Origin of the sequence: Marinagarivorans cellulosilyticus, assembly GCF_021655555.1 — a bacterium.
Lineage (GTDB): Bacteria > Pseudomonadota > Gammaproteobacteria > Pseudomonadales > Cellvibrionaceae > Marinagarivorans > Marinagarivorans cellulosilyticus.
This window is the reverse complement of sequence record NZ_AP023086.1, coordinates 3,762,376-3,788,704: the sequence shown is the minus strand read 5'-3', so window position 1 is coordinate 3,788,704 and position 26,329 is coordinate 3,762,376. Positions and strand designations below refer to the sequence as shown.

General features: G+C 45.2%; 22 protein-coding genes. 10 read left to right on the top strand and 12 right to left on the bottom strand.

Translation table 11 applies throughout. The features are described 5' to 3' along the window. Positions 1-6: 6 nt before the first annotated feature. The 5 genes from MARGE09_RS15265 to MARGE09_RS15245 form a co-directional block, all read right to left on the bottom strand. Positions 7-2,328, bottom strand: a complete 2,322-nt coding sequence (locus tag MARGE09_RS15265; protein ID WP_236983274.1) for a bifunctional diguanylate cyclase/phosphodiesterase — start codon at positions 2,326-2,328, stop codon at positions 7-9. Next, complete coding sequence (locus tag MARGE09_RS15260; RefSeq protein ID WP_236983273.1) at positions 2,309-2,947, bottom strand: methylamine utilization protein; 639 nt, start codon at positions 2,945-2,947, stop codon at positions 2,309-2,311. The genes MARGE09_RS15265 and MARGE09_RS15260 overlap by 20 nt, the downstream gene beginning before the upstream one ends. Positions 2,948-3,266: 319 nt before the next feature. Then, positions 3,267-3,665 carry a hypothetical protein gene (locus MARGE09_RS15255; protein ID WP_236983271.1) on the bottom strand — a complete coding sequence of 133 codons (399 nt, stop codon included), beginning with the start codon at positions 3,663-3,665 and terminating at the stop codon, positions 3,267-3,269. Between the two features lie 150 nt (positions 3,666-3,815). Next, a complete protein-coding gene (gene msrA, locus MARGE09_RS15250) occupies positions 3,816-4,451 on the bottom strand; it encodes a peptide-methionine (S)-S-oxide reductase MsrA (RefSeq protein ID WP_236983269.1) in 636 nt (211 codons plus the stop codon). Positions 4,452-4,582: 131 nt separating this feature from the next. After that, positions 4,583-5,074, bottom strand: coding sequence for an MOSC domain-containing protein (locus MARGE09_RS15245; RefSeq protein ID WP_236983267.1), 492 nt, complete (start codon positions 5,072-5,074; stop codon positions 4,583-4,585). Positions 5,075-5,215: 141 nt separating this feature from the next. On the opposite strand from MARGE09_RS15245, the gene MARGE09_RS15240 reads away from it, so the two are divergent. The 3 genes from MARGE09_RS15240 (at position 5,216) to MARGE09_RS15230 (ending at position 7,434) form a co-directional block, all read left to right on the top strand. Further along, positions 5,216-5,854, top strand: coding sequence for a flavin reductase family protein (locus tag MARGE09_RS15240; protein ID WP_236983266.1), 639 nt, complete (start codon positions 5,216-5,218; stop codon positions 5,852-5,854). Next, on the top strand, positions 5,854-6,330 hold the full coding sequence (locus tag MARGE09_RS15235; RefSeq protein WP_236983265.1) for an RNase H family protein: 477 nt from the start codon (positions 5,854-5,856) through the stop codon (positions 6,328-6,330). Before MARGE09_RS15240 ends, MARGE09_RS15235 begins: the two co-directional genes overlap by 1 nt. A 102-nt stretch (positions 6,331-6,432) precedes the next feature. Continuing rightward, complete coding sequence (locus MARGE09_RS15230; protein WP_236983264.1) at positions 6,433-7,434, top strand: hypothetical protein; 1,002 nt, start codon at positions 6,433-6,435, stop codon at positions 7,432-7,434. On the opposite strand, the gene MARGE09_RS15225 is transcribed toward MARGE09_RS15230, so the two are convergent. After that, positions 7,431-7,970 (bottom strand): hypothetical protein, encoded by a 540-nt coding sequence (locus tag MARGE09_RS15225; protein ID WP_236983263.1) that lies wholly within the window; start codon positions 7,968-7,970, stop codon positions 7,431-7,433. The two genes, MARGE09_RS15230 and MARGE09_RS15225, sit on opposite strands and share 4 nt — an antisense overlap. Positions 7,971-8,277: 307 nt before the next feature. Here MARGE09_RS15225 and MARGE09_RS15220 point away from each other — a divergent pair, with 307 nt between their 5' ends. Further along, entirely contained in the window at positions 8,278-12,402 is a 4,125-nt protein-coding gene (locus MARGE09_RS15220; protein ID WP_236983262.1) for a two-component regulator propeller domain-containing protein, read from the top strand. A 366-nt stretch (positions 12,403-12,768) separates the two neighbouring features. Here MARGE09_RS15220 and MARGE09_RS15215 read toward each other — a convergent pair whose 3' ends face one another. The 4 genes from MARGE09_RS15215 to MARGE09_RS15200 all read right to left on the bottom strand — a co-directional run bounded on the left by MARGE09_RS15215 (position 12,769) and on the right by MARGE09_RS15200 (position 18,765). Continuing rightward, positions 12,769-15,882, bottom strand: a complete 3,114-nt coding sequence (locus MARGE09_RS15215) for an efflux RND transporter permease subunit (protein ID WP_236983261.1) — start codon at positions 15,880-15,882, stop codon at positions 12,769-12,771. Positions 15,883-15,896: 14 nt separating this feature from the next. After that, positions 15,897-16,871, bottom strand: coding sequence for an efflux RND transporter periplasmic adaptor subunit (locus MARGE09_RS15210; protein ID WP_236983260.1), 975 nt, complete (start codon positions 16,869-16,871; stop codon positions 15,897-15,899). Positions 16,872-16,893: 22 nt separating this feature from the next. Beyond that, the gene (locus tag MARGE09_RS15205) at positions 16,894-18,207 is read right to left on the bottom strand and encodes a TolC family protein (protein ID WP_236983258.1); all 1,314 of its coding nucleotides are present in this window, start codon (positions 18,205-18,207) and stop codon (positions 16,894-16,896) included. A 180-nt stretch (positions 18,208-18,387) separates the two neighbouring features. After that, on the bottom strand, positions 18,388-18,765 hold the full coding sequence (locus tag MARGE09_RS15200; RefSeq protein ID WP_236983256.1) for a hypothetical protein: 378 nt from the start codon (positions 18,763-18,765) through the stop codon (positions 18,388-18,390). Positions 18,766-19,011: 246 nt separating this feature from the next. Here MARGE09_RS15200 and MARGE09_RS15195 point away from each other — a divergent pair, with 246 nt between their 5' ends. Then, complete coding sequence (locus tag MARGE09_RS15195; protein WP_236983255.1) at positions 19,012-20,760, top strand: mechanosensitive ion channel family protein; 1,749 nt, start codon at positions 19,012-19,014, stop codon at positions 20,758-20,760. Between the two features lie 132 nt (positions 20,761-20,892). Here MARGE09_RS15195 and MARGE09_RS15190 read toward each other — a convergent pair whose 3' ends face one another. Further along, on the bottom strand, positions 20,893-22,125 hold the full coding sequence (locus MARGE09_RS15190) for an ISL3 family transposase (protein WP_236981837.1): 1,233 nt from the start codon (positions 22,123-22,125) through the stop codon (positions 20,893-20,895). A 368-nt stretch (positions 22,126-22,493) separates the two neighbouring features. Between MARGE09_RS15190 and MARGE09_RS15185 the strand changes: the two genes are divergently transcribed. The 5 genes from MARGE09_RS15185 to MARGE09_RS15165 are packed head-to-tail and all read left to right on the top strand — an operon-like array spanning position 22,494 to position 25,640. Continuing rightward, a complete protein-coding gene (locus MARGE09_RS15185; protein ID WP_236983253.1) occupies positions 22,494-22,829 on the top strand; it encodes a metalloregulator ArsR/SmtB family transcription factor in 336 nt (111 codons plus the stop codon). Positions 22,830-22,854: 25 nt separating this feature from the next. Further along, the gene (locus MARGE09_RS15180) at positions 22,855-23,328 is read left to right on the top strand and encodes an arsenate reductase ArsC (protein ID WP_236983251.1); all 474 of its coding nucleotides are present in this window, start codon (positions 22,855-22,857) and stop codon (positions 23,326-23,328) included. A gap of 2 nt (positions 23,329-23,330) precedes the next feature. Then, the gene (gene arsB, locus MARGE09_RS15175; RefSeq protein ID WP_236983250.1) at positions 23,331-24,359 is read left to right on the top strand and encodes an ACR3 family arsenite efflux transporter; all 1,029 of its coding nucleotides are present in this window, start codon (positions 23,331-23,333) and stop codon (positions 24,357-24,359) included. Between the two features lie 54 nt (positions 24,360-24,413). Then, positions 24,414-25,130, top strand: a complete 717-nt coding sequence (arsH, locus tag MARGE09_RS15170; protein WP_255711655.1) for an arsenical resistance protein ArsH — start codon at positions 24,414-24,416, stop codon at positions 25,128-25,130. A 12-nt stretch (positions 25,131-25,142) separates the two neighbouring features. Next, positions 25,143-25,640 (top strand): phosphatase domain-containing putative toxin, encoded by a 498-nt coding sequence (locus MARGE09_RS15165; RefSeq protein ID WP_236983249.1) that lies wholly within the window; start codon positions 25,143-25,145, stop codon positions 25,638-25,640. Positions 25,641-25,724: 84 nt separating this feature from the next. On the opposite strand, the gene MARGE09_RS15160 is transcribed toward MARGE09_RS15165, so the two are convergent. Next, positions 25,725-26,285, bottom strand: a complete 561-nt coding sequence (locus MARGE09_RS15160) for a hypothetical protein (RefSeq protein ID WP_236983247.1) — start codon at positions 26,283-26,285, stop codon at positions 25,725-25,727. Positions 26,286-26,329: the final 44 nt, after the last annotated feature.

Here is a 26,329-nt window from a genome sequence, read left to right as displayed (position 1 = left end):
CAGAGGCTAATTCGGCTTGCGGTTATCTTCATAGTTTTTTAACCAGCTAATGAATTCGTCGGACGTAATAGGCCGGCAGAAATAAAACCCCTGGATATAATCGCAACCCATTCGGTGTAAAATATCTTGTGTTGCTTGGTTTTCAACACCCTCGGCTACTACGTGCAAGCCTAAGTTATGGCCCAGTTGAATGGTGGACTGGACAATAACTTGATCGGCTTCGGATTGATCTAATTTTAAAATAAAGCTTTTATCAATTTTAAGCTCGTCGATAGGCAATTTTTTGAGTTTGCCTAACGAGGATTGCCCTATACCGTAATCGTCAACTGCAAGGTCGAAGCCTGCATCCTTCAGGGCGTGTAAACGCTGCGCGCCTTCTTGTTCATTTTCCATCAAATCACGCTCGGTGATTTCGAGTGTAATACTTTGGGGGTCTAACTTATTGGCTTCTAAATGCTTGATAATGGAATAAATAAAATCTGGGTGAAGGATGTCTTGTGCAGATATGTTAATGGACACTTTGGTGGATATTTTCTGCTTCTGCCATGCTCTCATTTGCGTTATAACCGTTTTTACCACCCATTGAGTGATTTCAACAATTAAGCCGGCTTGTTCAGCCAAACCAATAAATACCTCTGGTGATACCCACTTGCCATCCGGCTTTTGCCAGCGAATTAAAGATTCTACTTTTTCAACATTGCCGTTTTTTAAATTCAGTTTGGGTTGATAGACCATAAAAAGCTGATCTTCTTGGTTTAATGCCGCTTTAAGTTGGTCAATAATTTTAAGGCGCTCTAGATGTTCTTCGTCTTCGCCACTTTTATAACTGCGTATAGCCACCTTTTCTCGCCGACCTTCCTCTAGCGCGATGATTGCTCTGCGCATCATGCTTTTTGCATCGTTTGCGTGCTGCGGGTAACTACAAGTGCCTAAACTATAGGCAAACGAAAGTGTTAAATCATTCACCTCTATGGGTTTGGCGATCCAGTTGTTAAAAATTTCTATGGTCGATTCGCTTGAATATTCCTTACCTAATTCCAGCAGCGCAATAAATTCATCGCCACCCAAGCGGGCATGCAGTGCTAAATTTGGGAAGGGGAATTTATTGACTCTTTGCGCTACGGCTTGTAAGCAGGCATCGCCAATTTGTGGCCCTAGGCTATCGTTAATATTGCGAAATCCGCGTAAGTTATAGGCAATCACAATAAATGGCTTTTGCTTGTCTATGGCTTGCTCAATACCGTTTAAAAAGGCATTGCGGTTAAGCAGGCGGGTAAGGGGGTCGTGCCGGGCATTAAATGCAATTTGATGTTCGCGCTGCCGAATTTCTATCCCCATTTCGTTGAGTGCTAAAGATAATGCATGCACTTCAAAATTAGCTTGGCTGCTTATACTGTGGCTTGAATAGTCGCCTGCGGCAAAACGATTAGCGGTTTTTACTAAGTGTGCTAATGAGCTTGTTAGCCGGTTGCCGAACCAAATGCTGGCAATAAACCCAAGCAAAAGTATAAAAGCTGTTAACCAAATAACAGTACTAATCAATTGATCGAACTGTGCGTGGCTCGGGCGTAAATCAGCGCTAATGACACCATTAATATCATTCGATCCTGCCAATAGCATTGGAATAGGGCGGTTTCGATAAGTCGGGCGATTAAAAAACAAACCATTACTGTAACGGCTTATAAGGACCTCACTCAGTGCTTGCGAGCGTGGTTGTTTAAATGTGGTTGCAAAAACTTCGTTAGTGCTGGAGTAAAAGCTGATGTCTACGCCGGTTAAAACTTTTATTTCTGATACGGTTTTAGAATCGATAATAAAACCCGCGACGGTGTAAGCAACAGTGCGCGGCGCCCTTACCGGCTGTAAAATTAATTGATAAAGTGTTTTATCCAGCACAACAAAACGCGCTTTACCAGGGTTTTCAATGAGGACTTCTTGGGCATAAACAAGGTCAGCTAATGCATTAAATGTTTTAGGGCTAGATGCGATTAGCTGCCCCTTGGTGCCAGTAATAATCATGAGGTCTGCATTTATCCGCTGGCCTAGATTATCTAATGCGCTGGAAATTGTAAGTTTGTCATTGGTTGCGACCGCGGTTTTAAAACCGTAGTCTGCCGTTAATATTGCGAGGGAGGTAGAGAGTAATTGCTGTTTTTCTGATACATAGCGCTCGAGTACTTTAGCGGCGCTGTCGATGGCACTATCGATGTTTCGCTCTTTGTAGCTGTGACTAAACCACCAAAAGCTAGACAGTATGCTGGCACTGGTCACAACAATTAGTGTAACGCACAGCGCAATAACTTGATGCTTAAGGGGATATTGCCGCATTGCCTTGGAATCGCTCAGAAAAAGTATCAGGTGCTGGCGGTAGCGTTGTGGCTATCGTGACCTGCCAAGGTTTATCACCGCTCACTCCTGTAACGGGCGTTTTACTGTGCAAATCTAAGGCTTGGTTTGGGTGCCATACTGTAATTGGCTGGTCGGCTTGCGGGCTAAACACTAATCTGCCGTTTTCATCTGTGGCCATCGCAGTTTTATCCGCGACATAAATGTAGCCCACCATTGCATCGTGAATATTGCATCCCAGCACGACCACACCGGCTGTATCCATTGTTAGTGGCGCACCGTGTTTACCTTTATATAGCTTTAATTCAAATGTCTTAGTCGGCGAAAAAGAATAAACATGGTGTCTTATTTCATCGCTGTTAGGGAAAGATACCTGATCGCCACGTTGCACAATGAGCTGTTCTGGCTTAAAGCGTTTATCGATTTGATCCATCACCGCAACTGAGGAGCGCCCAGCAGCAAGCGCCGCCGGAGCGAACTCTACAATCGCGCCCTCCAATGGTTGGCCATGCTGGTCTACAACATGCAGCGTTGCAGCTTGTGCTTGTAATAGGGTTGACCACTGGAGTACTGCCAGCGCTAAAACAACATAAATGCGCATTTATATACCTGCAGGCTTTGCTTTGGGCAAAAAAACCTCTGTGTTTAATCCATGTATCATTAGGCCTGGCCAATATGGGCGGCGTACATCGTTATATGTTGGCGTTAAAATCAGGCGCGAGCTTTCTTATGCTCTTATTGAGTATGGTTGCCAAATGGCGATTTATCAAAGTATTGCCGTGATAATTACGACTATTTGGTCTTGTTGTTGAGTTGTACTGGCGGGGATTTTTTTTATGAAAGGGGCGATATCTGAGAGGGGGCTCTAGGGCTTAGCGGGCATAAGCCAATAGGCGCTTTTGCCCGCTAAGCGTTGTGTATTAAATGGCTGCAACACTTGAGTAAGCTGAAAACTCAATGGATATATTCAGCTTGCAACAAAGGGCCATAATATCGACGGGAATATTGATCGACTGCGCACACTGCTCTTGAGCATCCACCGTGCAGCCAATGTCAATAATACATGTCATGCCCATGGTTTTTAGTGCTTCGAAGGCTTCTGTGCTTGATTCTAAAAACACACGCACATGGGCTAGGTTATCTTCTGGCTCTATCTGTTCAGAAACCAGCGCATCAAAGCCGGAGTCTATATTAGGGTTGCCGAGTAAATCGGGTTCGCCCTTTGAGTAAGGCTCTGCGGGTATCGAAAGAGGGTACTGTTTAAGAAACCCCTCGACATCAAAATCTTTCCCGAATACTCGCAGTACGGAATCTAGCATTTTTGCCTCCTAGGCAATTGAAGTTTAATAGTGAATGCACAAATACTACCACGGCTATGGTGTAACTGCCTTTTACGGATAAACAGTAGTATAAATAGCGGTGTGATAACGCGTAACTGGGGCCCAATAGCTTACGGCGTTTTAGTGCAATTACATATCCAATATGGCACCACAACCACCTAGCCCGCAATAACCGTTTGGGTTTTTATCTAGGTATTGCTGGTGATACTCTTCAGCATAATAAAACTCGGTGGCGGATTTTATTTCGGTTGTAATTACGCCCAAGCCTTTATCAGCTAGCGCTTGCTGGAAGACTTTTTTGCTGTGCTCGGCCAACTGCTGTTGATGGTCTGAATAGGTATAAATGCCCGAGCGATATTGCGTGCCTTGATCGTTGCCTTGGCGCATGCCCTGCGTTGGGTTGTGCGACTCCCAAAAAGTTTTAAGTAGCGTATTGTAGTTAATTTGAGCCGGGTCGTAGATCACTAGAACAACTTCGTTGTGGCCCGTGGAGCCTGAGCATACTTCTTGATAACTTGGGTTTGGCGTGTAGCCGGCACTATAACCTACGGCTGTGGCGTATACACCCTTAAGGCTCCAAAACTTCCGTTCGGCGCCCCAAAAACAACCAAGGCCAAATAATGCTTTTTCCATACTGGCGGGGAAGGGCGCCTGCATGCTGTTGCCGGTGACAGTGTGAATCCCTGAAATATCCATAGCCGTAGTGCGGCCTTTAAGTGCGTTTTCAGGTTTGATCATTTTGGCTTTTTCAGGTTTTAAAAACATAATTTGCTAACGGCCTAATGTGCTTATTAAATATCGGATTATTCAAGCGGGTAAGTAAACCACATTTGAATATTGCGCTTTATAGCCTGATACGCGCTGGCATTACAAGTGGCTTTAATAAACTATTGGGCTTAAAGCTTCTCGACTTTATCACCTATGGCAATGACGCCGCTGGTAATAATTTTGGCGCAAATACCTCCATGGCCTAGCATCGCGGCAACAGCCCCTGTGCCTAAATTTTGTTCCATGCGTAAGCACGGGTGGCAATGTGCATTAGCTTCAAATTCGGCCTCGCCAATACGAAAGCGCTGGTGCCTGAGTGCTTGCAAATTAACCCCTGTTACAACAAGGTTCCTTCGGAGTTGTTCTGGGGCTATGCTCGCCAATCCCATCAGGCTTGCAACCACATCTATGTGTTCTTGATTGATCAAAGTTACCTGCCGGCCAGAGCCTGGAGTAGATGCGCAACGCCTATCGCCTTCTAAGCCGAGCGTTGCTATGGCTTTGGCGCTTTCAACTATTGTCATACGAGCTTTGCGCTCTGATCGCAAACCTATCCACGTAAGGGTACCTGCCGGCATATTATTAAGGTGCCGGCTAAGCAGCTTTCCTACTGAGTTCATGGCTGTCATTGCTCTTTAAAGGTAGCGGCTGCAAAAGGTGATTATTCTAGCTTTATGACCCTATAATAGCCCCAACCGACATTTAGTATTTCTCACTGTCTAGTTTAGGCTAAATTTTTAAGACCTTTTAATAGAGGCTCTATGTATATTAATTTTGATGCGCTAACACCAAGTCAGCGTTATTTTGCTATGGTTCAGTCCATTGTCCCGCGGCCAATTGCTTGGGTTTTAACCAGCAACGCACCTAATGGCGAAGCGCAACCAAGTTATAATCTCGCGCCATTTTCGTTTTTCACGGCGGTTTGTAGCGACCCACCTTTGTTAATGTTTTCTGCTGGTAAAAAAGCCACAGGCGACGAGGCCGGACAAGTTAAAGATACCTGCCGAAACATCCAAGAACACAAGCAATTTGTACTGCATATAGCCAGTACAGATATGCTTGATGCGGTTAATGACTCGGCTGCTACCTTGAACCACGGTATTTCCGAGGTAGAGGCGTTAGGCTTAAAAACGGTAGCCTTCGAAGGCTCTGAATTGCCGCGCCTTGCTAACTGCGCTATTGCTATAGCATGTAGTTTGTACCGCATTGATGAGATAGGCAATACGCCGCAAGCGGTTATTTATGGCCAAATTAATACACTCTATGTCGACGATGCGATAATCACGCCCAGCGAGCAGCGCTTAATTATCGACGGTAAAAAGTTAGACCCTTTAGCCCGCTTAGGTGGCAATTATTACGGCAATGTTGGCGACCTTCTAATAGCGGACAGACCTAAATAGTGCAGCAGGCTATTTTTGTTGATGGTAGCGTTAACCCTCAAACGCGCATTGGCTGCGGTGCTTTTTTAGCAGTACCTGTGCCTAGCAGTTTACAACCGCCAACTGGCGTGCCTGATGCCATTAAAACAAAACGCTTTACCAATACCAGCTCAACACAGCTAGAGCTCGAAACTTTGCTTTGGGCGCTTTCGGATGTGGAACTAGGAAGCGACGTCACGGTGTATACCGATTGCCAAAATATTATGGGCTTGCTGGCGCGGCGTAATCGGCTAGAAAGTAAAAATTACTGTAATGCTAAAGGTCAAGCATTGGCGCACGCGGCGCTGTACCAACGCTTTTTTCAGTGCTATGACGGGCTAGCTTTTACTCTGGTTAAACTAAAGGGGCACAAACCTGCGGCTAATCGCTCGGTATTAGATCAGTGGTTCTCCTTAGTTGACCGCGCGGCTAGGGCGGCATGCCTACAAAAGCAGTAGCACGAAAATAGGCATTGCTACAGGTGTAATCAAGTGTAATAGCCTAGCGGCAAACAAGGGCTCTATAGTATTGGCAACAAAGACATAACCAAGGACGCCCTTATGCTTCAGCCTGCTGTAGAGAACTATATTCGCCTCAATACCAATGGCTATACCCTGCAAACAACCTGTCGGCCCCCGCAAACCCTGCGCGAATACGCGCTAGATTTCCAGCGGGATTCTGCCTGCAGTGTATTTCAGAGCCGCTCTTCAGATGGTTTGACCCGCATCGATACCTATGTGGCGATGGCCGTGTCTATTCAAGCGTTGGATCACATTCGAATAGCCTATATTAGTAAGTTGTTAATTATGGATTTGTACCGCTGGTCGCAGGGTTTTAACCCCGTTTCTGGCGTTGCCATTTCCAGTAAAAGCCAGAGCCGGCGCTGTAGTGCGGTGAATGCGTTGCTGGCCGGCGCCTATATTTGGTACCGCTACAGTTACGAGGCCTCTAATGCCGAACGCAAAGCTATTGGCCTAATGCGTAACCAACAAGATATTCCCTTTGATTTATACCGCTACCGATTCAGCCGTTCTGGCTTTAATTTGCACAACGCCCAAGCTCGCCTATACAGAGGTGATACTCGGCCGCCAGCGGTATTATGGCAGGCCGGCGGTTTCTACCCCAAAATGGATGCCGGCCGAGATAGCCACGACCCCCATTTAGGCAGTGGTGCCTCTAACCAAGTTATCTCGACAACAACCGACCCTAATATCGTTGCGCGCTTTGCTTGGCATAACAAAGCGTATTGCCCCAAGCGTTTTTACTATATCCATTATGGGGACACCCCTAAAGCCATTGCCGGCTTTGTCTATGAGGTTGCGAAGCAGGGCCACCAATGCATCGAGGTTACGGGCGTCACGCCAGGCCGAGAGGTGAGCTTTTTGGCGATACCCAAGCAATATATTCGCAGGTTTCGCTTGCGCTATTTTGCCGGCTCACAATCTAATGTTGTGTTATCGGACTGGATGTATATGAATGAACAGTCTGTACGCAACATTAGAATTGCAGAAGATAAAACGGCTTGGGAGCGACTAAAAAAGGACTACCATTCACTGGCTTAAAAGAAGAAGTCTAAATCACCGGCTTGTGCGCTATCGTCCTCTTTTGCGTCGTCTTCGATGGCGATTGTTTCGCTAAACGTTTCGAGCGTGATGCCCATTTCAATGGGCTCTTCGTCGAGCTTGTAGTAGTAGGGTATATACTCGCATTGGTTAATGCTTTGGGTTGTATCTTCACCAAAGTCGTGGCTGGGTAAGCCTGTATTAAGGCGACAGTCGCGGCTCATTAGCTTGGCCTTAAGTAAACCAAGTAGGCGGTTAGAAAGCTCTAGTATCCAATCTTCCAGTTCGCTTTCATCAATTGAAACAATTTGGTCCTGTATCGGGTAGGTCATCGTCAAAGCGGCTAAGGGTAAGCGCAATGTTAGTAATAGCTCAAAATCGTCTGCGCCTGCATCTATATAGGCTGCAGGAATATATGCGCTCTCTACGTCATTGCAAGCGGCAGGTTCCACATTGCAGTGCATTGATTCAAACAGTTCGGTGCACGATTGCTCAAACAATGTGCGAATCAATTCGATGGCTTGGGTTACGTTCATCCTGTCTCGTCTTTTAGTTATGCATAAAACGCGGGCGCGGGTACCTATAGGTGTAAAAAAACCTTTGTATCAAAAGTATAGTTAATTCGATAATTATTTCTTAAAGAAAAGCGATTATTTATCGAACCGTCTAGAATTTAAAACAGGCACTTGAGTTTAGGTTTTTAAAAAATTAGTGTGAAGGTCAAATTATTGGCGCGTACTTTATTAACGCTTAAAATTGCCACTATTAACATGACTCAATTCATTGATTATTGAGTACATGAGCTATACCTAATGCATAGCCATTTTATTCTAGGTGTACTCAGTGATTGTTAAAAACCTGTCGCGATTAGCGCCATGGCTGCTTAGCCTTATTTGTTTCTTGGGTATGGGGGTAACTGCAGCCGATTACCCTAAAAAAATTACCTTTCAAAATGTAATGGCTAGTAAGGACTTTGCATTAGGTGAGGTTGAAGCGCTATTGCAAGATCACGAAGGATTTATGTGGTTAGGTGGGCGCAACGGCTTGTTGCGCTATGACGGCTACAGCTTTTTATCTGTTGCGATAAAAACGGGAAAGGAGCCACCAGAAGATTTTCAAGCCGTAAGCCAGGTAATCGACCTATTTGAAGATAGCCGGCAGCAGTTATGGGTTGCTACACGCGCAGGCCTGTTGCGGTACGACCGTGATGCCGAGGTGCTTTATAAAATGGCACCACAAGATGGCAATGTGCCGGCCGCATATGGCGCTGGTGCACGGCGAGTACTTGAGGCCCCGTCTGGTGAAATTGTTGTTGCTGGGCCAAACGGCATGGTCTTTGTGGACCCTGAAACACAAAATGCAACAGCCATTGCGCACTCAGCAGATGGGCGTGATGGTTTAATCAACGTTGTAATTCACGACCTGTATTTAGACCAAAACAATGTTTTTTGGCTAGGTACCGATGCTGGCATTACCAAGTTTGATTGGAACTCAAAACAGTTTAGCCACTTTACCCCCTGGCCAGAACTGCCAACCTCGCTGCCTGATAACGCCGTTAAAGTGGTGGATGTACACCCCAACGGCGAGTTATGGGCCGGTGTTGATAAAGGTATTTACCGCTTTGATACTAAGACCGAAAAATTTATAAAGCGCTACCTAAAAGACGACAATGATCGTTTTAGTATTGCAGACAATATTACTCGGGATATTTATATTGATCGCAACGGCTGGGTGTGGACAGGGAGTGACGTTGGCGGTTTAAGTTTATACAACGCAGAGCAAGATCGTTTTTTAAGGTATCAGCACGAAGCCGGTAAAATAGGCTCTTTAAGTGCTAATTCGATAAGGCGGATTTACGAAGATACCATCGGCGATCTATGGGTGGGAACTTACCCTGCTGGGGTAAACTTCTACGACCGTTCAACGGCCGCTATTACGGTATATAAACACGAGCCGAACCCAGAACTTGGCCTGCGAAGTAATGAAATAGCCGCAATTGTCGAAGATGCCGATGGCAATCTATGGCTAGGTGGTGGCGGCATTACTAAATTTGACCGGAAAAAAGACACTTTCACCCACTACACACCAAGCAACGGCAAGCTTAAATCAACGGCGATAATATCTGGCTTAGTCGATAGCGATGGCGGCCTTTGGTTTGGCACTTGGGCAGGTAGCTACCACCGCTATAACGCCGAAAAAGATGTTTTCGAAGAAATGCCGTTTGATGGCAGCCTTGCAAGGGGAGGGCATAAGTCTTCGAAAGTATTAAACGACTCTGTGGTATGGGATATCTATGAGGACAAGCGTAAAAACCTCTGGATTGGGACCCATAACGGCGGGTTAAGTCGCTACGACCGTGCTACTGGCGAATATACAATTTATGAAGAAGACGGCACGGGTAGCGGAATTACAAACCAATTAATCTGGACTTCGTTTGAGGATTCTAAAAGCCGCTTTTGGGTTGGCACCGCAAGTGGTTTGAATTTAATGGATCGCGATGCCGGTACCTTTAAACGGTATAAAACAGATGATGCCAACCCCAATAGCCTTGTACATAATTCTGTACTGTCCATATTTGAAGATAGCCAGCAGCGATTGTGGTTTGGCACAGATGCCGGCCTGCACCAATACCGAGAAGAAACCGACGATTTTATTGTGTTTGATACCAAAGATGGTTTTGTCGACCATGGCATTCGTAGCATTGTTGAGGATAAAAACGGTAGTTTGTGGCTAGGGACAAACAACGGTGTGGTAATGTTTAACCCAGACACCAAAGAAGTTCGCAATTACAAAACCTATAATGGCGAAAAGATTGGCGGCTTTGTTACCGGTTCGGCAATAACATCCAAAACAGGTGAGGTTATTTTAGGGGGGCGTAATGGCCTGCGGATTTTTGATGTGAATAAATTGGGTAAAAACGAACATGTACCGCCGGTTGTTCTTACTGATTTTAGAATCTTCACCAAAACAGTACCAATCAATGGCCCCGAAAACATCTTAACCCGTGTTGCCAATCAAACAGATCAAATCGTCCTAGACTATACCAAAACAATGTTTTCTTTTTCGTTTTCCGCGCTAAATTACCGCGACCCCGATAAAAACCAGTATGCCTACAAACTAGAAGGGTTTGATAAGGACTGGCGCGAAGTCGGAAACCAGCGCAGCGCCCTTTATACCAATCTAAATGCGGGTAATTACCTGTTTAAAGTCCGCGCCAGCAATAATGATGGCGTATGGAATGAAGTCGGTCGCTCGATACAAATAAAACAACTTCCACCACCTTGGCGAACTTGGTGGGCGCACACCATTTATGCATTGATTGTATTGGCCGTTATTGTGCAGTTTATTCGTTCGCAACGAAGAAAACGCAAGCTTGTCGAAGAGCAAAACCGCATACTAGAGGTGCGGGTCTCCGAGCGAACTAGCGAGTTGCGAGCAAAAAATAACGATATTCAAGCCATGCTCAGCAATATGCGCCAAGGCCTATTTACAGTTGAGGCGAATGGCGAGATTCATCCAGAATACTCTAAACATTTGGAAGCTATATTTGAAACAACGCAAATCGCAGGTTCAAACGCCGTAGAGTTACTTTTCGGTAATGCAAAGCTTGGCAGCAATACCTTGGACCAAGCTAAAGAAGCAATAGGTTCTATCATCGGCGAAGATGAAATGAACTACAGCTTTAATGCGCATTTGTTACCAGAGGAGTACGAAGCGGACTTTTCAAGCGGTAGCAAGTTCTTAGCGTTGGATTGGAACCCCATTCTAGAAGACGATATTATTGTAAAGCTGATGATATCTGTGCGTGATGTAACACAACTTAAACAAATGGAAAGTGAAGCTGCGGCTAAGAAGCGCGAACTGGATATTATTGGCCAGCTATTAAACATACCGGCCAAAAAATACTTGTCGTTTGCGGACTCTGCAAAGAAATTTATCGTTGAAAACCGCAGTGAAATTAGAGCAAATGATAGTTATGATGAAAATGTGGTGGCTCTGCTTTTCCGCAATATGCACACCATTAAAGGCAACTGTCGAACCTTTGGCTTTACTTTTTTCAGTGATGTTGTTCACGAAGTTGAATCGGTGTATAGCGCACTAAAAACACCGAGTGAAACCCCTTGGCAATCAGATGTATTGCTCAACGATTTGGAAGCGGTTGATGCCATATTGGCTGAATACGAAAATGTTTATTATGCCGTATTAGGCCGCGGCAATAATTCCGGCGCCTCTCGCGATACCGAGGGATTTTGGGCTGATGCAGAAATTGTGGCCAAAATTCGCGATTGCATTGAAAGCATTAATGAAAAACACCCAGAAATCCAAGTAGCAGAAGACTTGGCGCCAATAACTCAAATCATCGATAATGCTCTAGCCAACCCTTTGCCGAAAGTACTCGCGGATGTTGTTGATTCGCTGCCGTCTATTGCAGAGCAACTCAATAAAATCCCCCCGCAAGTTAATTTTACGGGCCAAGTCGTAAATATACGAAATACTGAGGAGTCACTGCTGGGGAATATATTTGCCCATATTTTGCGCAACTGTGTTGACCACGGATTAGAATCGCCTGAAGAGCGGCAAGAGCAAGGCAAAGCAGAGCAGGGGACTATTACCTTAAACACCATCACTGACGAGCAATACTTAACCATTGAGGTGTCCGATGATGGTCGCGGGCTGAATGTTGAGCGTTTGTATGCAAAAGGTGTAGAGCTATCGCTATGGAGCGACGACAACCCGCCAAGCTATGAACAAATAGCCGAATTAATTTTTTATTCTGGCGTTTCTACTAAGCAGGCGGTGAGTGATATATCTGGCCGCGGTGTTGGCATGGATGCGGTTAAGCAGTTCTTGTTAGAACGTGATGGCGATATTTCCTTACGGGTATTGAACCCGCCAGAAGTGTTTAACGCCAAAATATTCTTACCATTTGTTATAGACGTAAAACTCCCAAGTAGCGCTTGCCTATAATTCATGCCCCTAAGTATCATCAGTGTTTCAAAATTGTCTTTGCTGGTGATGCTTAGGCTTAGGCTTAGGCTTAGGATTTAGGATTTAGGATTTAGGATTTAGAGCTCTTGGGTTTTGCTGGGGATTAGAGTTTTCGTGTTTAACGATTTAACGGTGTAACTATTCAGCCATGCTCAAATAGGTCGGCAAACTGACCACTTTCTGGGCCGCTCAAGCCATCTACGACTTTGTGGTCCTGCAAAGTCTACCTCTACGCATCCTTGCTGTAGCTGGGCGCTATGCAAGCGTTTCAGACGCTTGAATACCCAGAAAACAATCAATTCGCCTTTAGGGTGATCATTATTTCGGACCCACCTGAATAGTTGCTTATCGGTTTGGTCTTGCATCGCCGCGATGAAGTAACAAGTACAGCGCCGGCAGTACAAAAAGTGTTAATACCGTAGAGGATAATATTCCGCCGATTACCACGGTTGCTAGCGGCCGTTGAACTTCTGCGCCAGTTCCTATATTAAAAGCCATCGGGATAAAACCTAAGCTTGCAACTAGTCCCGTCATTAGCACTGGGCGTAAGCGTGTTAATGCGCCCTCGACGATAGCATTAGTCAATGTATATTGTCCCTGCCAAAGCTCTCGAATAAAGGCGAGCATAACCAAGCCGTTAAGCACCGCAATACCAGACAACGCAATAAACCCCACCCCTGCAGACATTGATAACGGCATATCGCGTAGTAATAGTGCAAAAACGCCACCGGTTAACGCTAAAGGCACGCCAGTAAAAATAATAAAGGCATCTTTAATCGAGCCAAACGCCATAATTAGTGCACTAAAAATAATAATGAGTGTAAGGGGCACAACGACCATCAAGCGCTGGCTTGCTGATTCCATTTGTTCAAAGGTTCCGCCGTACTTTAGCCAATAACCTGGTGGTAACGTTATATTCTGTCCGATAACTTGCTTAGCTTGCGCCACAAAGCTGCCCAAGTCTCTGCCTCGAATATTGGCTGTAACAACAATGCGGCGCTTGCCATTTTCGCGGCTAATTTGTGCTGGTGCTGGGGCCAGAGCAATAGTGGCAACCTCGTAGAGTAAAACATAACCGCCGCTGGCAAGTGGAACAGGGAGGTACTTTAGATTGTCGATATCGGTGCGCAAAACTTCTGGCAGGCGCACAATCAATTCAAAACGTCGATCGCCTTCGTACATTAACCCGGCATTTTGGCCGCCTATAGCGGTGGCAATCCAATTTTGTAAATCCAATGCCGTAAGATCATAGCGCCCAAGCACCGATAGCTTTGGCGTAATGGCCAAAGTCGGCAGACCTTTGATTTGTTCAACTCGAGCATCCGCAACCCCCTCTATTTGGTTAATCTGCTGCAAAATAGCGTTGCCAGCAATAACCAGTTGGTCGAGGTCATCACCAAATACTTTAATGCCTAAATCTGCACGCACGCCTGAAATAAGCTCATTAAAACGCATTTGTATTGGCTGCGTGAATTCATAATTATTGCCGGGCAATTGTTTTAGCGAGGCTTCTATTTCGGCGATTAAATCGACTTTAGTTTTTTTAGGATTTGGCCATAGTTCACGAGGTTTTAATATTACAAAGTTATCTGCAACATTTGGCGGCATTGGGTCGGTGGCTATTTCGGCGGTGCCTAAACGGCCAAAAACACGCTCGACTTCAGGAAACGTTTTAATACGCTTTTCTAATGCCGCCTGCATGCTAACGGCTTGATCAATACCTGTACCCGGTATGCGTAGCGCATGCAATGCGATATCGCCTTCGTCCAGTTGAGGTATAAACTCTTTCCCTAGTTTTGAGCCAAAAAACACACTAGCCATTACGAGCGCTATAGCTACACTAAGTATTTTGACTGGGTGGCGCAACACTTTTAGCAAAATAGGTTTGTAAGCCGATTTGGTGTGTTTAATAATCGGGCTATCGTTAATATTGATTTTTTTATGCAAAAATATCGCGACGGCGGCAGGTACTAATGTTAGCGATACGACCATTGCAGCCAACATAGCTATAACTACGGTTGACGCCATAGGGTGGAACATTTTCCCTTCAACACCGCTAAGGCTAAAAAGAGGAACATAAACCACTGTGATAATCGCAATACCAAATAGGCTGGGTCGAATAACTTCGTGCGTTGCACGAAAGACGGTATCTAGTCGTTCTTTTAATGTTAGCGTGTTTTTTTGTTGCGCTTGGGCTAAGCGCCGTGTAGCGTTTTCAACAATAATTACTGCGCCATCGACAATAAGGCCAAAATCTAAAGCTCCTAAGCTCATTAAGTTAGCGGATACGCCGGCTTTAACCATTCCTGTTATTGTAATTAGCATTACGATTGGAATAACCGCAGCGGTAATCAAGGCTGCGCGAATATTCCCTAATAATACAAATAGAACCACTATGACCAGTAGCGCGCCTTCAAGTAAATTTTTACTGACGGTGGCAATGGCTTTATTAACCAGCGTCGTTCTGTCGTAAACTGCCTCGACATAAATGCCTTGAGGTAGCGATGCTTGCACTACGGTTAACTGCTTGGCGACATTTTTTGCCACCGTACGTGAGTTTTCCCCAATAAGCATCATCGCAGTGCCTAATACAGTTTCGCTACCATTTTGCGTAGCTGCGCCAGTACGCAATTCTTTGCCAATAATAATATCGGCGATATCAGCAATTTTAACAGGTATTCCGTGATTGCTCTTAACTATGATATTGGCAATATCATCAGGGCTTTTAAGCTGGCTTGCCGAGCGCACTAAAATTTGCTGGCCATTTGTTTCAATATAGCCAGCACCGCGGTTCACATTATTGGCCTCTAATGCATTAACAACATCTTGCCACGACAGCTGAAACTGCAATAGTTTCTGTGGCCAGGGCGTAATATGGTACTGTTTGGCATAGCCACCGATACTATTAATCTCGACTACACCTTTTACTTGGCTAAGTTGCGGCTTAATAATCCAGTCTTGAATTTCACGCAGGGCGATTGCATTGTAGGGTGAGCCATTGGGTTGTCTTGCATCCTCTGCCGCACGCAATGTGTACATAAAGATTTCGCCCAGCCCAGTTGATATAGGCCCTATTTGCGGGGCAATATTTTCGGGAAGTTTCGTCTTCAGGGCGTTCAATTCAATATTAATATTGTTTCGCGCGAAATGAATGTCTGTGTCTTCATTAAAAACGACTGTCACTTGGGATAAGCCGTAGCGAGAAATAGAGCGTGTGTAAGCAAGGTTGGGCAAGCCGGATAATGCCGTTTCTATGGGGTATGTAATACGTTGCTCGGCTTCTAGCGGTGAATAACCTGGGGCGTGCGTATTAATTTGTACTTGCACGTTGGTGATGTCAGGCACTGCATCAATGGGTAACTTCTGATAGCTCCATATGCCGGCAATAACAACTAGCCCCAGTAAACTTACTATAAAATATCGCCGCTCAATCGAGAAGCGTAAAATATGATTAATCATGGTATACGCCTTTGTTAATGATTGTGTTCGGCTTCAGATTTTTTTATGTCTGCTTTGATTAAAAAACTATTGCCAACAACATATTCTTCGCCGGCTGCAAGACCAGAGCTTATCTCTATAAAACTTTTATCTTCTTGGCCGGTTTTCACGGCCCTAAATGTAAAAGCATCGCCAGCTTTAATAAACACACCGGCCTGGCCCTCGAGGCTTTGTAATGCATTTTTGTTTACCGCTACGTTCACATCTATTGTATTGGTATAAATCGCTGCCTCTAGCATAGTGCTTGGGCTCAAGTGCTGCGAGGGGTTGCCGACTTTTGCTCTGGCAATGCTGAATGGCTTGTTTATGCTTGGCAGAATGTGCGCTATATTTGTTTGATATTGCTCGTTATTAATAGTGATTGTAACGGCGGCGTGTTTTTTTATTTGACTTCTTTGAGTTGGGAAAATGTGCAGCTCTGCCCACAATGAATTTAGCTGCGTGATAGAAAAAAGAATTTGCGCTTGCGTAACCTCGCCTGGGTTCGCGTGGCGCTGAATAATGGTACCGCTAATGGGAGCTTTGATTTGGAATTTCTTTAGGCTCTGGTTGGATTCGACAACAGCCAGTAAATCGCCTGCTTTAACGTTATCGCCAATGGTGGCGTAAACAGAGTCAATTACACCGCTGAATCGCGCCCGTACATGGCTCGTTTGTTCTGGCCCGGAATTTAATTCGCCGTAAACTTTAATGCTTTGTTGTAGCGTGCGAGGCCCGGCAATAGAGGTTGTTATACCAACCTCGTCAGCAATAGCTTGCGCAATATGACTTTTGCTGACATGCCCATGGTCGTCCTCATGGCCGTGCTCGTCGTGGTGCTCATGTTTGTTATGGGTGTCATTATGGGGTTCAATACCACTGGCGAGGGGCGTTGCGTGGGTACACAACGAAAATACGCCAACACATACAACAGCCGTTATTTGTTTAATTGAAAGTAGAAATTGGGTCATGGGGTATCCAACTGTGCGACTGTTAAATAGGCGTGTTTAGTGTGGGAGCGAAGGGCTCGCCAGTTAATTGCTCGATGAGTGCTTGGCTAATTCGCAATGTGCTTGCATGCTCGAGCAGGCGATGCTTGGCTTCAAATAAACCCTGCTGAGCCATAGACCAATCAAAGTAACTGTAGCGGCCATTTTCATAGGCTTGCTGCGATAAAGACAGTGTTTCACTTAACGCAGGAATAATTGTTTCACTGATAATGCGCATGGCTTTTGCGTGATGGTTGCGTTGCGAATGGGCAACGAATAACTGTGTTTCTAATGTTTGTAGGGCATGTTTTTGTGCTTTGCTATGGCGCTGTTGTTCTGCGCTGGCAATTGTTATGTGCCCTTGCGTTCGCTGGCGCTGATTCAGTGATGTTGATATGCCTGCAACTAAGGCGGTATCTCCAGTTTCATTAAAGTGCTTAAAGCCAACATTCCAACCTATATCACTTCGCCCTTGCGCAAGAGCTAGTTGGTATTGCGTATCTTTTATGCGCCGTTCAAGGGCTAATTGCTGAGCATGGGGTGACTGCCTAACGTGCTTAAGTAATGTTTCAAATTCAATTATTTCAGGCTCAGCGTAAAGCTCACCAATTAACCGCTTGTAGTGCGCGGTAGGCTCACCCCAAAATTGACTTAACTGTTTAAATTGCTGGTGCAACTGGCTAATTAACGCATCCAGTTGAATATTTGTACGCGCTAGAGCAACATTGGCGCGTTGAATATCAATTTCTGCAGCAGCCCCTTCGCGCGCTTTTCGCTTTACAATAGCAACGCTTTTACGGGCAAGGGCTTGCTCTTCTTGCGTAATCAGAATGGACTCTTGAGTCTTGAGTGTTTGAATAAAAAGCACTGTAAGCCCGCCTAATATATCCAGCGCATCGGCTTGGCGCTGCATCTGAGCCGCTGCCATTTTGCTATCTATGGCATTAAGGCGCAGGCCGCGTTTATTACCGAGTTCTAACACAGACCCGAGTGTTATTGTGCTTTCTAGTGCATCGATACCTTGGCTCTTTCCACTGCCTGCAAAGTTTTCAAACTCCACACCAAGGTGTAAAGGCGGCCGTAAAGAAATCTGGTGTTTTTCGCCTTCTAATGCTTGCTGTTTAAAAGGTAGCGCTTTAAGTTCAGGATTGCTGCTGAGCGTTAATGCAATAGCCTCCTTGAGCGACAGACTGGTATTGGAAGGGGCATCGGCTAGTGAGATAGTCGGCAGTAAAGTAAAAGCAATAAACCAATACTTGCTTAAAAGCGCAGTAAAACGCACGGAATTAATCCATGAGAAATAGGGTAATAATGGCATAACGTTGTCCGTTATTCAGAGTATCTGTAAAGCAAAAAAGTTACAGGTGGAATAATAAGTACGAGCAGACTTGTGATTATTTTGCGCTCACTAAAAGTCTAATCGAACATAGATTTGTCGGGCAGCACGTACAACGCCACCATATAGAGCAGGGCATGGCACGCGCTTTTTGCGTGTTATTTACGCAATTGGAGGGCGGTAAGGTGTAGTGCTATTGCGAGGAAGGAGGTGATTGTCCAATAAGCTGTAAGCTGGCAGTGATGCTAAAACAGCTTCCAAATGCTCGCCGATAGGGATCATAAATGCGTGAATGCTGCTATGGCAATGGCAGCAGTGCTGGCAGTCTTTATGGTTGTCATCTTCTATCGCGTATTCGCATGGTGTGTCGCCGAGGATAGGTTGAGAAGAATCGATTCCGTTTTTAAGGCTTGTTGCTAACGCTGCGGTAGTAAGGTGTTGATCCTGCCCCGCATGAAACTGATGCGCATCGCCACTTGTAGCAAATGCCTGCGCAAGTACTAGCAAGCTCAATAATAATGTTTTTATTGTATGGCGCATAATTATTGGCACATTGAGTAGTAAGGTCCAAGAGTAGCAAGGCCTAAGGAGGGCCCTCAAACCACCGTATTTATTTAGCAGTCTAAACAAAAGCTATCACAAAGCAAACTGCTGCTTTGTCTGTGCTGGCTGAACAAAGTTCCGGAAGCTAAGTTTGCACCGCCTGTAATCGTATTAAGCCATGTATAATTGCGTGATTTCTTAAGCTGTGTTTCTAATGTTCGGCGCCTGAAAGGATCTGGTTATATGTTGTATAGAATTACTCTCGCTTTATGTCTTATGCTCAGCATGCGCGCGCTTGCTGAAGATCCCACTGTTAAAGAGCTGCTTGATGCGGATCAGCGTTCAGAGCAGGTGATTATTAGCTTGCGCGAGCAACCAACGGCCGAATCGTCTCCACTAAGTACTATGGCGACAATGGTCGATGCGATTCGCCGTGATGACTGGGTCAGTGCCGCTGAATATATGGATATGCGTTACTTACCTGCTGAGCTGAGTGCGGCTGACCCTGTCATATTACTTCAGCGCTTAGCTGTTGTCTGGGGGCAGCATCAACTTGTTGATCTCTCTGCGCTAAGTCACAGCCCGGAAGGCGATTTAGCCGACGGCTTACCGGACTATCGAGAATTGCTGGGTTCAATCACTCTTGATAAGCAGGTTATCCCCATTTATCTGCAAAGAGTGCCCGATGGAAAGGGCGGGCGGGTATGGAAAGTTTCTAACGCGACTATTGGTCAAATACCTAAGCTTTGGGCTGAGTTTGGTTATCATCCATTAGTGCTAAAAATTGCAGATTATATCCCTGCATTTTCCGTGTTACATATGCAAAACTGGCAAGTGATAGGCTTAGTCGTCTTGATTTGTGCAGCTTGGTTTTTATCGGCCTTGATTCGCTGGATTTTATTACGACTCGTTTCTTTTTCAGAAAAATACCGCGAAGGCTTGCAGCGATTTTTTACGGTACCTTTGCGTTGGTTTCTGTTTTTTAAGTTTCTTGAAAGTGGAATTGCTGCGCTGGGCTTGCCACTTAAAGCGCGTGTTTATCTTAATGACGGAACACTAAGCTATATCGCAAGTACCTTTCTTGTGCTTGCGGCTATTGAATTCGCAACGGCTGTTTTTTTGAGCAACTCGGCCAACAAGCGTTACTGGTCGGGTATTATTCGTCCGGTGCGAACTATTCTAAAAATACTCGCTGTTATCACAATCCTTTTGATGTGGTTAAGCGATGCAGGTTACAACATTTCAACACTATTAGCGGGTTTAGGTATTGGCTCATTAGCCTTAGCCTTGGCCGCTCAAAAAACGCTCGAAAATGTGATTGGCGCCATCACACTTTATATTGCCAAGCCTATCGCACCTGGTGATTACTGTAAATTTGGTGACGTTAGCGGTACGGTGGAAGAAATTGGCTTGCGCTCAACGGCGATTAGACGTCTCGACCGCACCTTGGTACACGTGCCCAACTCTGCCATTGTTGGGGTCAACCTCGAAAACATCTCGGAAACAGACCGCCGACGTTACAATAAGCAATTGTGGGTTGCCATTGGTTGTAGCGCCGATCAGTTGCGCCTTGCCATTTTAAAAATGAGGGAGCTACTACTAAGCCACCCCAAAGTGTTAGATACGGCACTGCGTGTGCGCTTTGATGAAATTGAGCGCGATGCCTACCGCATTGGCCTTAATGCCTATATTGGTACTAGCTCTATGCCAGAGTTCTTGGCTGTATCTGAAGATATCAATTTTCGGCTTTTAGGTATTTTAGAAAGCACGGGCTTGCAGCTGGCGTTGCCACAGCAGCGGATTGTTTTGGAGCGCCCTGATCAAACCGAGGGTGAGCGCATTGCATCAATTCGGGACGAGTCCGAGAAGGAGATTCAGGCATTGCTCGAGCAAGAGACGCTAGGCTTTCCTGACTATAGCGCTGATCGCAAAGCCGAGCTGCGCGGTTCAATACAATACCCAGAAAAGGGTTGCGCGCAGCTGGGTGAGTAAGCGCGCGGCAAGCAAGGGTCTAATCGAGGGTCGGCCGTCATTCTGGAAAAATTCGCCAAAGTTGACCTAACTCTATGTTTTTAATATAAATATTTCAATGCAGTTGGCTCTTCTCCGCTTTAGTGAGGTGATCTAGTGGCTTCCATAGAACATGGATTGCTCGTCAGGCATCGATGATTGCCTTATTTTTAGCTTGAAGTACTCGGTATCCTTGATGCCTCTTGCTCGCTTGCGAATCATGCCAATGCTGACATTGCCGGCTTCAATTCTGGCGCTAGTCAGCCCGTGTTTTCCGTAGTTACAAATGCCTACGCTATGCTTCCTTAGTGACTTTGCAAATTTCTTGAGATAGAGCATATTCGTCTGTTCCGCGATGTCGCACCACTGCTCCAATGCATTCATCATGGCGTCATAATTCCCTGCATTCCACAAAGCTTGGAGCTGCTCTTTGAGTATATAAAGTGTATTGATATTGGAATTATTTTCGAGCAATGTCTGGAGTTTATTGGCTTGTTTATCATTTAACTTGTCGGCATTTTTTAACAACAGGTAGTGGGTACCTTTAAGCTGCTCTTTGCCTGCGCGATCCGCCTTTCTGAACTCGATCCTACGCTGATTGCTCATGGCTTTACTGTAGTTTTGCATCACATGAAACCGATCGAAAACAATGTCAGCATTAGGCAAGCATTCGCGTACCGATTTTTGATAGGCTGGCCCCATATCCATGGCTACCGCCTCTATGTTTTCAGCGGTTTGTGCTGGTAAGCGCTTTAGAAACGCTGTCAACACCTCGGCTTTACGGCCTGTCTCAACGCCAATTAAATGACCGGATTCCATGTCATAAATCACCGTCATATAATCATGGCCTTTGGCTCTAGCGACTTCATCGACCCCAAGATATTTTAAGTCAATTAATTTTTCAGGATTAAGTGCAGGCAACGTTTTCTCTAGGTGAAATTTATCCATATTTTTCACCGTTTCCCATCGTAGCTTTAGGTGCCGACTGACCGTGCTGATACTCATATGGCGACACAATCCGCTCACCAACTGGCAAAATCTTTGAGTATAGCGATTGCCTGTATCGACAAATTCGCAAGCCTCCATTAGACGCCTACCGCAAGTCGTCACAACTTGAGCGAGCTCAACTTCCAAATAGCACTCGAAGCCACACAAAGGGACATCACGGATCGTTCTGCGCAAGTATCGGTTGATGTTGGCCGCCTCATTACTTGACGGGTCAATCGCTCTATAACGACGGTCTCGCTTGCAGTGTATAGTCAATCTTTGCAGGGCCAAGTCATGCTGAACTTGTTTGACACGCTGACCAGGAAGGCTCAAAATTTTGCTGGAGATGTTAAGGCTCATATATTCGTTTAAGTGTAGTGGCGTGAGAACCTTACATTTCAACGGATATGGCGGGTCTTAGCATCTCTTTTTACCTCACTAAAGCGGAGAAGACCCCAGAAGAAACGTAAAAAGCTCACTATATCAATAAGTTACCATCATTTTGGCGAATTTTTCCAGAATGACGGCCGACCCTCTAATCGGCCTGCGTTTGATTCCCCCTTGCAACAGTTAGTTTGCCGCTATTGTTGGCGCTAAAATCTTTGATTGCCGCTACCTGGGGTTGACAACACCACTTTTAAATATGAATATACGGATATCCGTATATTCATATTTAAAAGTGGTTTATTAGAATGATAACTAATCACCACCTGCAAAGAAGCTAAATCATGCTCGAAGTCGTTCAACTATTTAAGTGTCTATCTGATGAAACACGTTTGCATGCGACCCTGCTAATTTATTTAGAAGGGGAGCTTTGCGTTTGTGAGTTAATGGCAGCACTTAACGACAGCCAACCCAAAGTGTCGCGCCACCTTGCCCAGCTTCGCAATTGCGGCATCCTTGACGATAAAAGGCGAGGGCAGTGGGTATTTTATTCCATGGCGAAAAGCTTACCCCATTGGGCCAAAACAATTTTAGAAACCGCATGCCAATCCAACAAGCCGGTGCTTCAGGGCTTTCAAAAAAACCTAAAGTCTATGCAAGATCGGCCTCAATGCTGTTAACTTTATTACAAACGATTAAATTGCCATGAAAGTTCTATATATTTGTACTCATAACCGGTGCCGAAGTATTTTAAGCGAAGCCATTACCAACCATTTGGCAAAAGGAAGAATTCAAGCATTTAGCGCAGGAAGTCACCCAGCAGAGCACGTGCATCCCCTAACGCTTAAGCATTTAGCTAGAAATGGTATTCCCATTAACGGCCTTAAAAGCCGGTCTTGGGATGATTTTGAATCCGAAAAATTTGACCTTGTAATAACAGTATGCGACAACGCGACGAATGAGCTTTGTCCTGTATGGTTTGGCGATTCCGCAAAAGTGCACTGGGGCCTGCCAGACCCATCCAAACAAGCGGGCAGCGAGGAAGATATAGCGCAGGCATTTAAAGACGTAATGCAAACTATTGAAAAGCGCATTAAAAACCTTTTAGCGCTAAACCTCGACGAGCTATCAATGCACGAACGCGACGGCGCACTAAGTAGCCTTACAAAGGAGCAATAACTGTGGGTATTTTTGAACGCTTTTTAACGCTATGGGTTGGCTTGTGTATTTTTGCGGGCATTGTGTTGGGCTATTTTATGCCTGGTCTATTCCTGTGGTTCGCCGCTTTAGAAGTCGCACATGTCAATATTCCGGTTGCTATCTTTATTTGGGTCATGATTTACCCCATGATGATTCAAGTGGATTTCTCATCGATTAAAGACATTGGGAAAAAACCAAAAGGCCTATTGCTAACATTAGTTATAAACTGGCTGGTTAAGCCTTTTAGCATGGCTTTTTTGGGGTGGTTGTTTTTTCGAGTATTATTTGCGGATTGGGTGGACCCGCAAACCGCCACAGAATATATCGCAGGTATGATTTTGCTTGGCGTTGCACCTTGTACCGCTATGGTTTTTGTGTGGAGCCATTTGGTGAAAGGCGATGCCAACTATACCTTGATTCAAGTATCGGTAAATGATGTCATCATGATTTTTGCGTTTGCACCGATTACGGCCTTTTTGCTGGGGGTTAGTGATGTTACGGTTCCTTGGGATACCTTATTGTTATCTGTTCTTTTATACGTGCTAATCCCTTTAATTGCTGGTGTTTTAACGCGTAAAGTATTGGATAAACAAAACAATCACAGCAAGCTAAACCATTTTATACAAAGCCTTAGGCCCATTTCTATTGCTGGCTTATTGGCGACGGTGGTATTGCTATTTGGGTTTCAAGCTAACACTATACTGGCGAACCCACTGGCCATAGTTCTTATTGCTATCCCGCTGCTTATTCAAACTTACGGTATCTTCGTTATTGCTTATGCGTCCGCTAGGGCTATTAACTTACCGCATAACATTGCTGCCCCAGCGTGCATGATAGGCACCTCTAATTTTTTTGAGCTGGCGGTAGCCGTGGCTATTTCTTTATTTGGGCTACAATCAGGCGCCGCTTTAGCGACAGTGGTTGGTGTGCTCGTTGAAGTACCTGTAATGCTGAGCTTAGTTGCCTTTGCCAACCGAACACGGCATTGGTTTGGCACACCTTCTGAATAATCTCAAGTTAGGCTATTTGCATTTTTAATGCGACCATTTAATCAGAGTGAAACGATGGACACTAAAGATCTTCCAAATATAGATATGCAATGTTTAACCGACATTGATAAGCAAAAATTAACGGGCGTTAACGCAAGCGCGACCAAGCCCAAAATTCTTTTATTGTATGGCTCGTTACGCGAGCGTTCTTTTAGCCGCCTTGCGACAGAAGAGGCCGCAAGAATTCTTGAGTTTTTTGGCGCGCAAACTAGAACTTTTGACCCCTCAGGTTTACCTTTACCTGATGACTCCAGCGACCAGCACCCTAAAGTGCAAGAACTTCGTGAATTAGCCCAGTGGAGCGAAGGCATGGTGTGGTCTAGCCCCGAACGCCACGGCGCAATGACGGCAGTGATGAAAGCGCAAATTGATTGGATTCCTTTAGCGCATCAAGGTGTGCGCCCCACCCAAGGGAAAACGCTAGCATTAATCCAAGTTTGCGGTGGCTCGCAATCTTTTAATGCCGTTAATCAAATGCGCGTTCTTGGCCGCTGGATGCGTATGATCACAATTCCTAATCAATCGTCTGTGCCAAAAGCATGGATGGAATTTGATGACGATAACCGCATGAAGCCGTCATCACTTTATGATCGCATTGTTGATGTTATGGAAGAGCTGGTGAAATTTACGCTTTTAACACGCGATTGCAGTGAATATTTAGTGGATCGATATTCCGAACGTAAAGAATCTGCTGAAGAGTTCCGCCAGCGTATTGATCAACGCTCGATATAAAGGAAATTACTAATGCCACAACATCCCATTTATGTTTTACCGTGCCCAAGTGGCCAGGGTAAATTATTGTTAACGCCATGCCCGGGCTCTAAAGACGCAGATTTAGAAACATCGCTGCTCGATTTAAAAAACGCTGGCGCAAGTGTCGTCTTAACATTAATGACTCAAGAAGAAATGCATATTAATAATGTAGGGGCTATAGCCTCGCAATGCCAAGCTCAAGGCTTTGCTTGGTTCCACTTGCCAATGGATGACGAGTGCGCCCCAGAAAAGCCTTTTTTAGACGCTTGGGCGCAACATCAAGAAGAAATACATCGCCGCTTAGATAATAACGAAACTATTGCTATTCACTGCAAAGGGGGTTCTGGCCGTACCGGTATTGTAGCAGCACAAATATTAATGGAGCGTGGCGCAGCCAAAGATAAAACTATCGCGGATATTAAAGCGCTGCGACCCAATGCGTTTAGTCATGCTGTACAAATAGACTATATCAAGCAATTTCAAGTTTAAATTATTGGTAATCGCAAAAACGAGCCGGTAAATACAGTAAGTACGTAAAGTGCATGTATTTACCGCCGCTACTTTTATTGTGCGCTACTCAAAAACGACTTTTTGTGATCGTACGCTGCAGTGGCCTGAGTAACTATCGCACACCTCAATTATTAAAAAACTTTCGCTAGGGTGACCCGCTAAAATATCGGTAATATCTACGCTGGGGTTTTCGTACTGGCTGGTTGAACAGCTAAGGCTGTCGTAATGGCTCGAGCTTGAATGCTTCGCAACACTATCATAAAAACAATAGGCAAAACCTTCGTAGTCGCAATCTAAGCCTTCACCGCAATAAGTCCGTTCAATTTCGTAACTGCCCCATAAAGAGGGGGTATCGTTGATGGCGATAGATACGGAATAATCATCATAACTACTTACGTCCCACCATAATTCGAAATAACCATCGTCGATGCTATCGTCGATAAATAACTGACTGTGATAACTGCCATGTTGATGATGGTCGTAGTCGATATTGCTGTTGCCATAACTATCGACCACTTCCCAATAGTTGATGATGGGCTTGTTAACGCTGTGGTGGTCCGAATGCTCATCACAAGCGGCTAAAACTAAGCAGGTGGCAATAAGGCTTAATATTTTAAAATTCATGCGGCGCTCCAATTTCTGGTTTAGCCGCATAATATTAAAAGCAG

What these genes read in the sequence shown, in the direction of transcription:
- MARGE09_RS15265 (WP_236983274.1), bottom strand. Translation starts at nt 2,328, where the DNA reads ATGCGGCAATATCCCCTTAAGCATCAAGTTATTGCGCTGTGCGTTACA.
- msrA (WP_236983269.1), bottom strand. Translation starts at nt 4,451, where the DNA reads ATGTTTTTAAAACCTGAAAAAGCCAAAATGATCAAACCTGAAAACGCA.
- MARGE09_RS15190 (WP_236981837.1), bottom strand. Translation starts at nt 22,125, where the DNA reads ATGAGCCTTAACATCTCCAGCAAAATTTTGAGCCTTCCTGGTCAGCGT.
- MARGE09_RS15225 (WP_236983263.1), bottom strand. Translation starts at nt 7,970, where the DNA reads ATGAACGTAACCCAAGCCATCGAATTGATTCGCACATTGTTTGAGCAA.
- MARGE09_RS15240 (WP_236983266.1), top strand. Translation starts at nt 5,216, where the DNA reads ATGTATATTAATTTTGATGCGCTAACACCAAGTCAGCGTTATTTTGCT.
- MARGE09_RS15160 (WP_236983247.1), bottom strand. Translation starts at nt 26,285, where the DNA reads ATGAATTTTAAAATATTAAGCCTTATTGCCACCTGCTTAGTTTTAGCC.
- MARGE09_RS15180 (WP_236983251.1), top strand. Translation starts at nt 22,855, where the DNA reads ATGAAAGTTCTATATATTTGTACTCATAACCGGTGCCGAAGTATTTTA.
- MARGE09_RS15245 (WP_236983267.1), bottom strand. Translation starts at nt 5,074, where the DNA reads ATGAACTCAGTAGGAAAGCTGCTTAGCCGGCACCTTAATAATATGCCG.
- arsH (WP_255711655.1), top strand. Translation starts at nt 24,414, where the DNA reads ATGGACACTAAAGATCTTCCAAATATAGATATGCAATGTTTAACCGAC.
- MARGE09_RS15200 (WP_236983256.1), bottom strand. Translation starts at nt 18,765, where the DNA reads ATGCGCCATACAATAAAAACATTATTATTGAGCTTGCTAGTACTTGCG.
- MARGE09_RS15185 (WP_236983253.1), top strand. Translation starts at nt 22,494, where the DNA reads ATGCTCGAAGTCGTTCAACTATTTAAGTGTCTATCTGATGAAACACGT.
- MARGE09_RS15195 (WP_236983255.1), top strand. Translation starts at nt 19,012, where the DNA reads ATGTTGTATAGAATTACTCTCGCTTTATGTCTTATGCTCAGCATGCGC.
- MARGE09_RS15215 (WP_236983261.1), bottom strand. Translation starts at nt 15,882, where the DNA reads ATGATTAATCATATTTTACGCTTCTCGATTGAGCGGCGATATTTTATA.
- MARGE09_RS15260 (WP_236983273.1), bottom strand. Translation starts at nt 2,947, where the DNA reads ATGCGCATTTATGTTGTTTTAGCGCTGGCAGTACTCCAGTGGTCAACC.
- MARGE09_RS15165 (WP_236983249.1), top strand. Translation starts at nt 25,143, where the DNA reads ATGCCACAACATCCCATTTATGTTTTACCGTGCCCAAGTGGCCAGGGT.
- MARGE09_RS15205 (WP_236983258.1), bottom strand. Translation starts at nt 18,207, where the DNA reads ATGCCATTATTACCCTATTTCTCATGGATTAATTCCGTGCGTTTTACT.
- MARGE09_RS15230 (WP_236983264.1), top strand. Translation starts at nt 6,433, where the DNA reads ATGCTTCAGCCTGCTGTAGAGAACTATATTCGCCTCAATACCAATGGC.
- MARGE09_RS15255 (WP_236983271.1), bottom strand. Translation starts at nt 3,665, where the DNA reads ATGCTAGATTCCGTACTGCGAGTATTCGGGAAAGATTTTGATGTCGAG.
- MARGE09_RS15210 (WP_236983260.1), bottom strand. Translation starts at nt 16,871, where the DNA reads ATGACCCAATTTCTACTTTCAATTAAACAAATAACGGCTGTTGTATGT.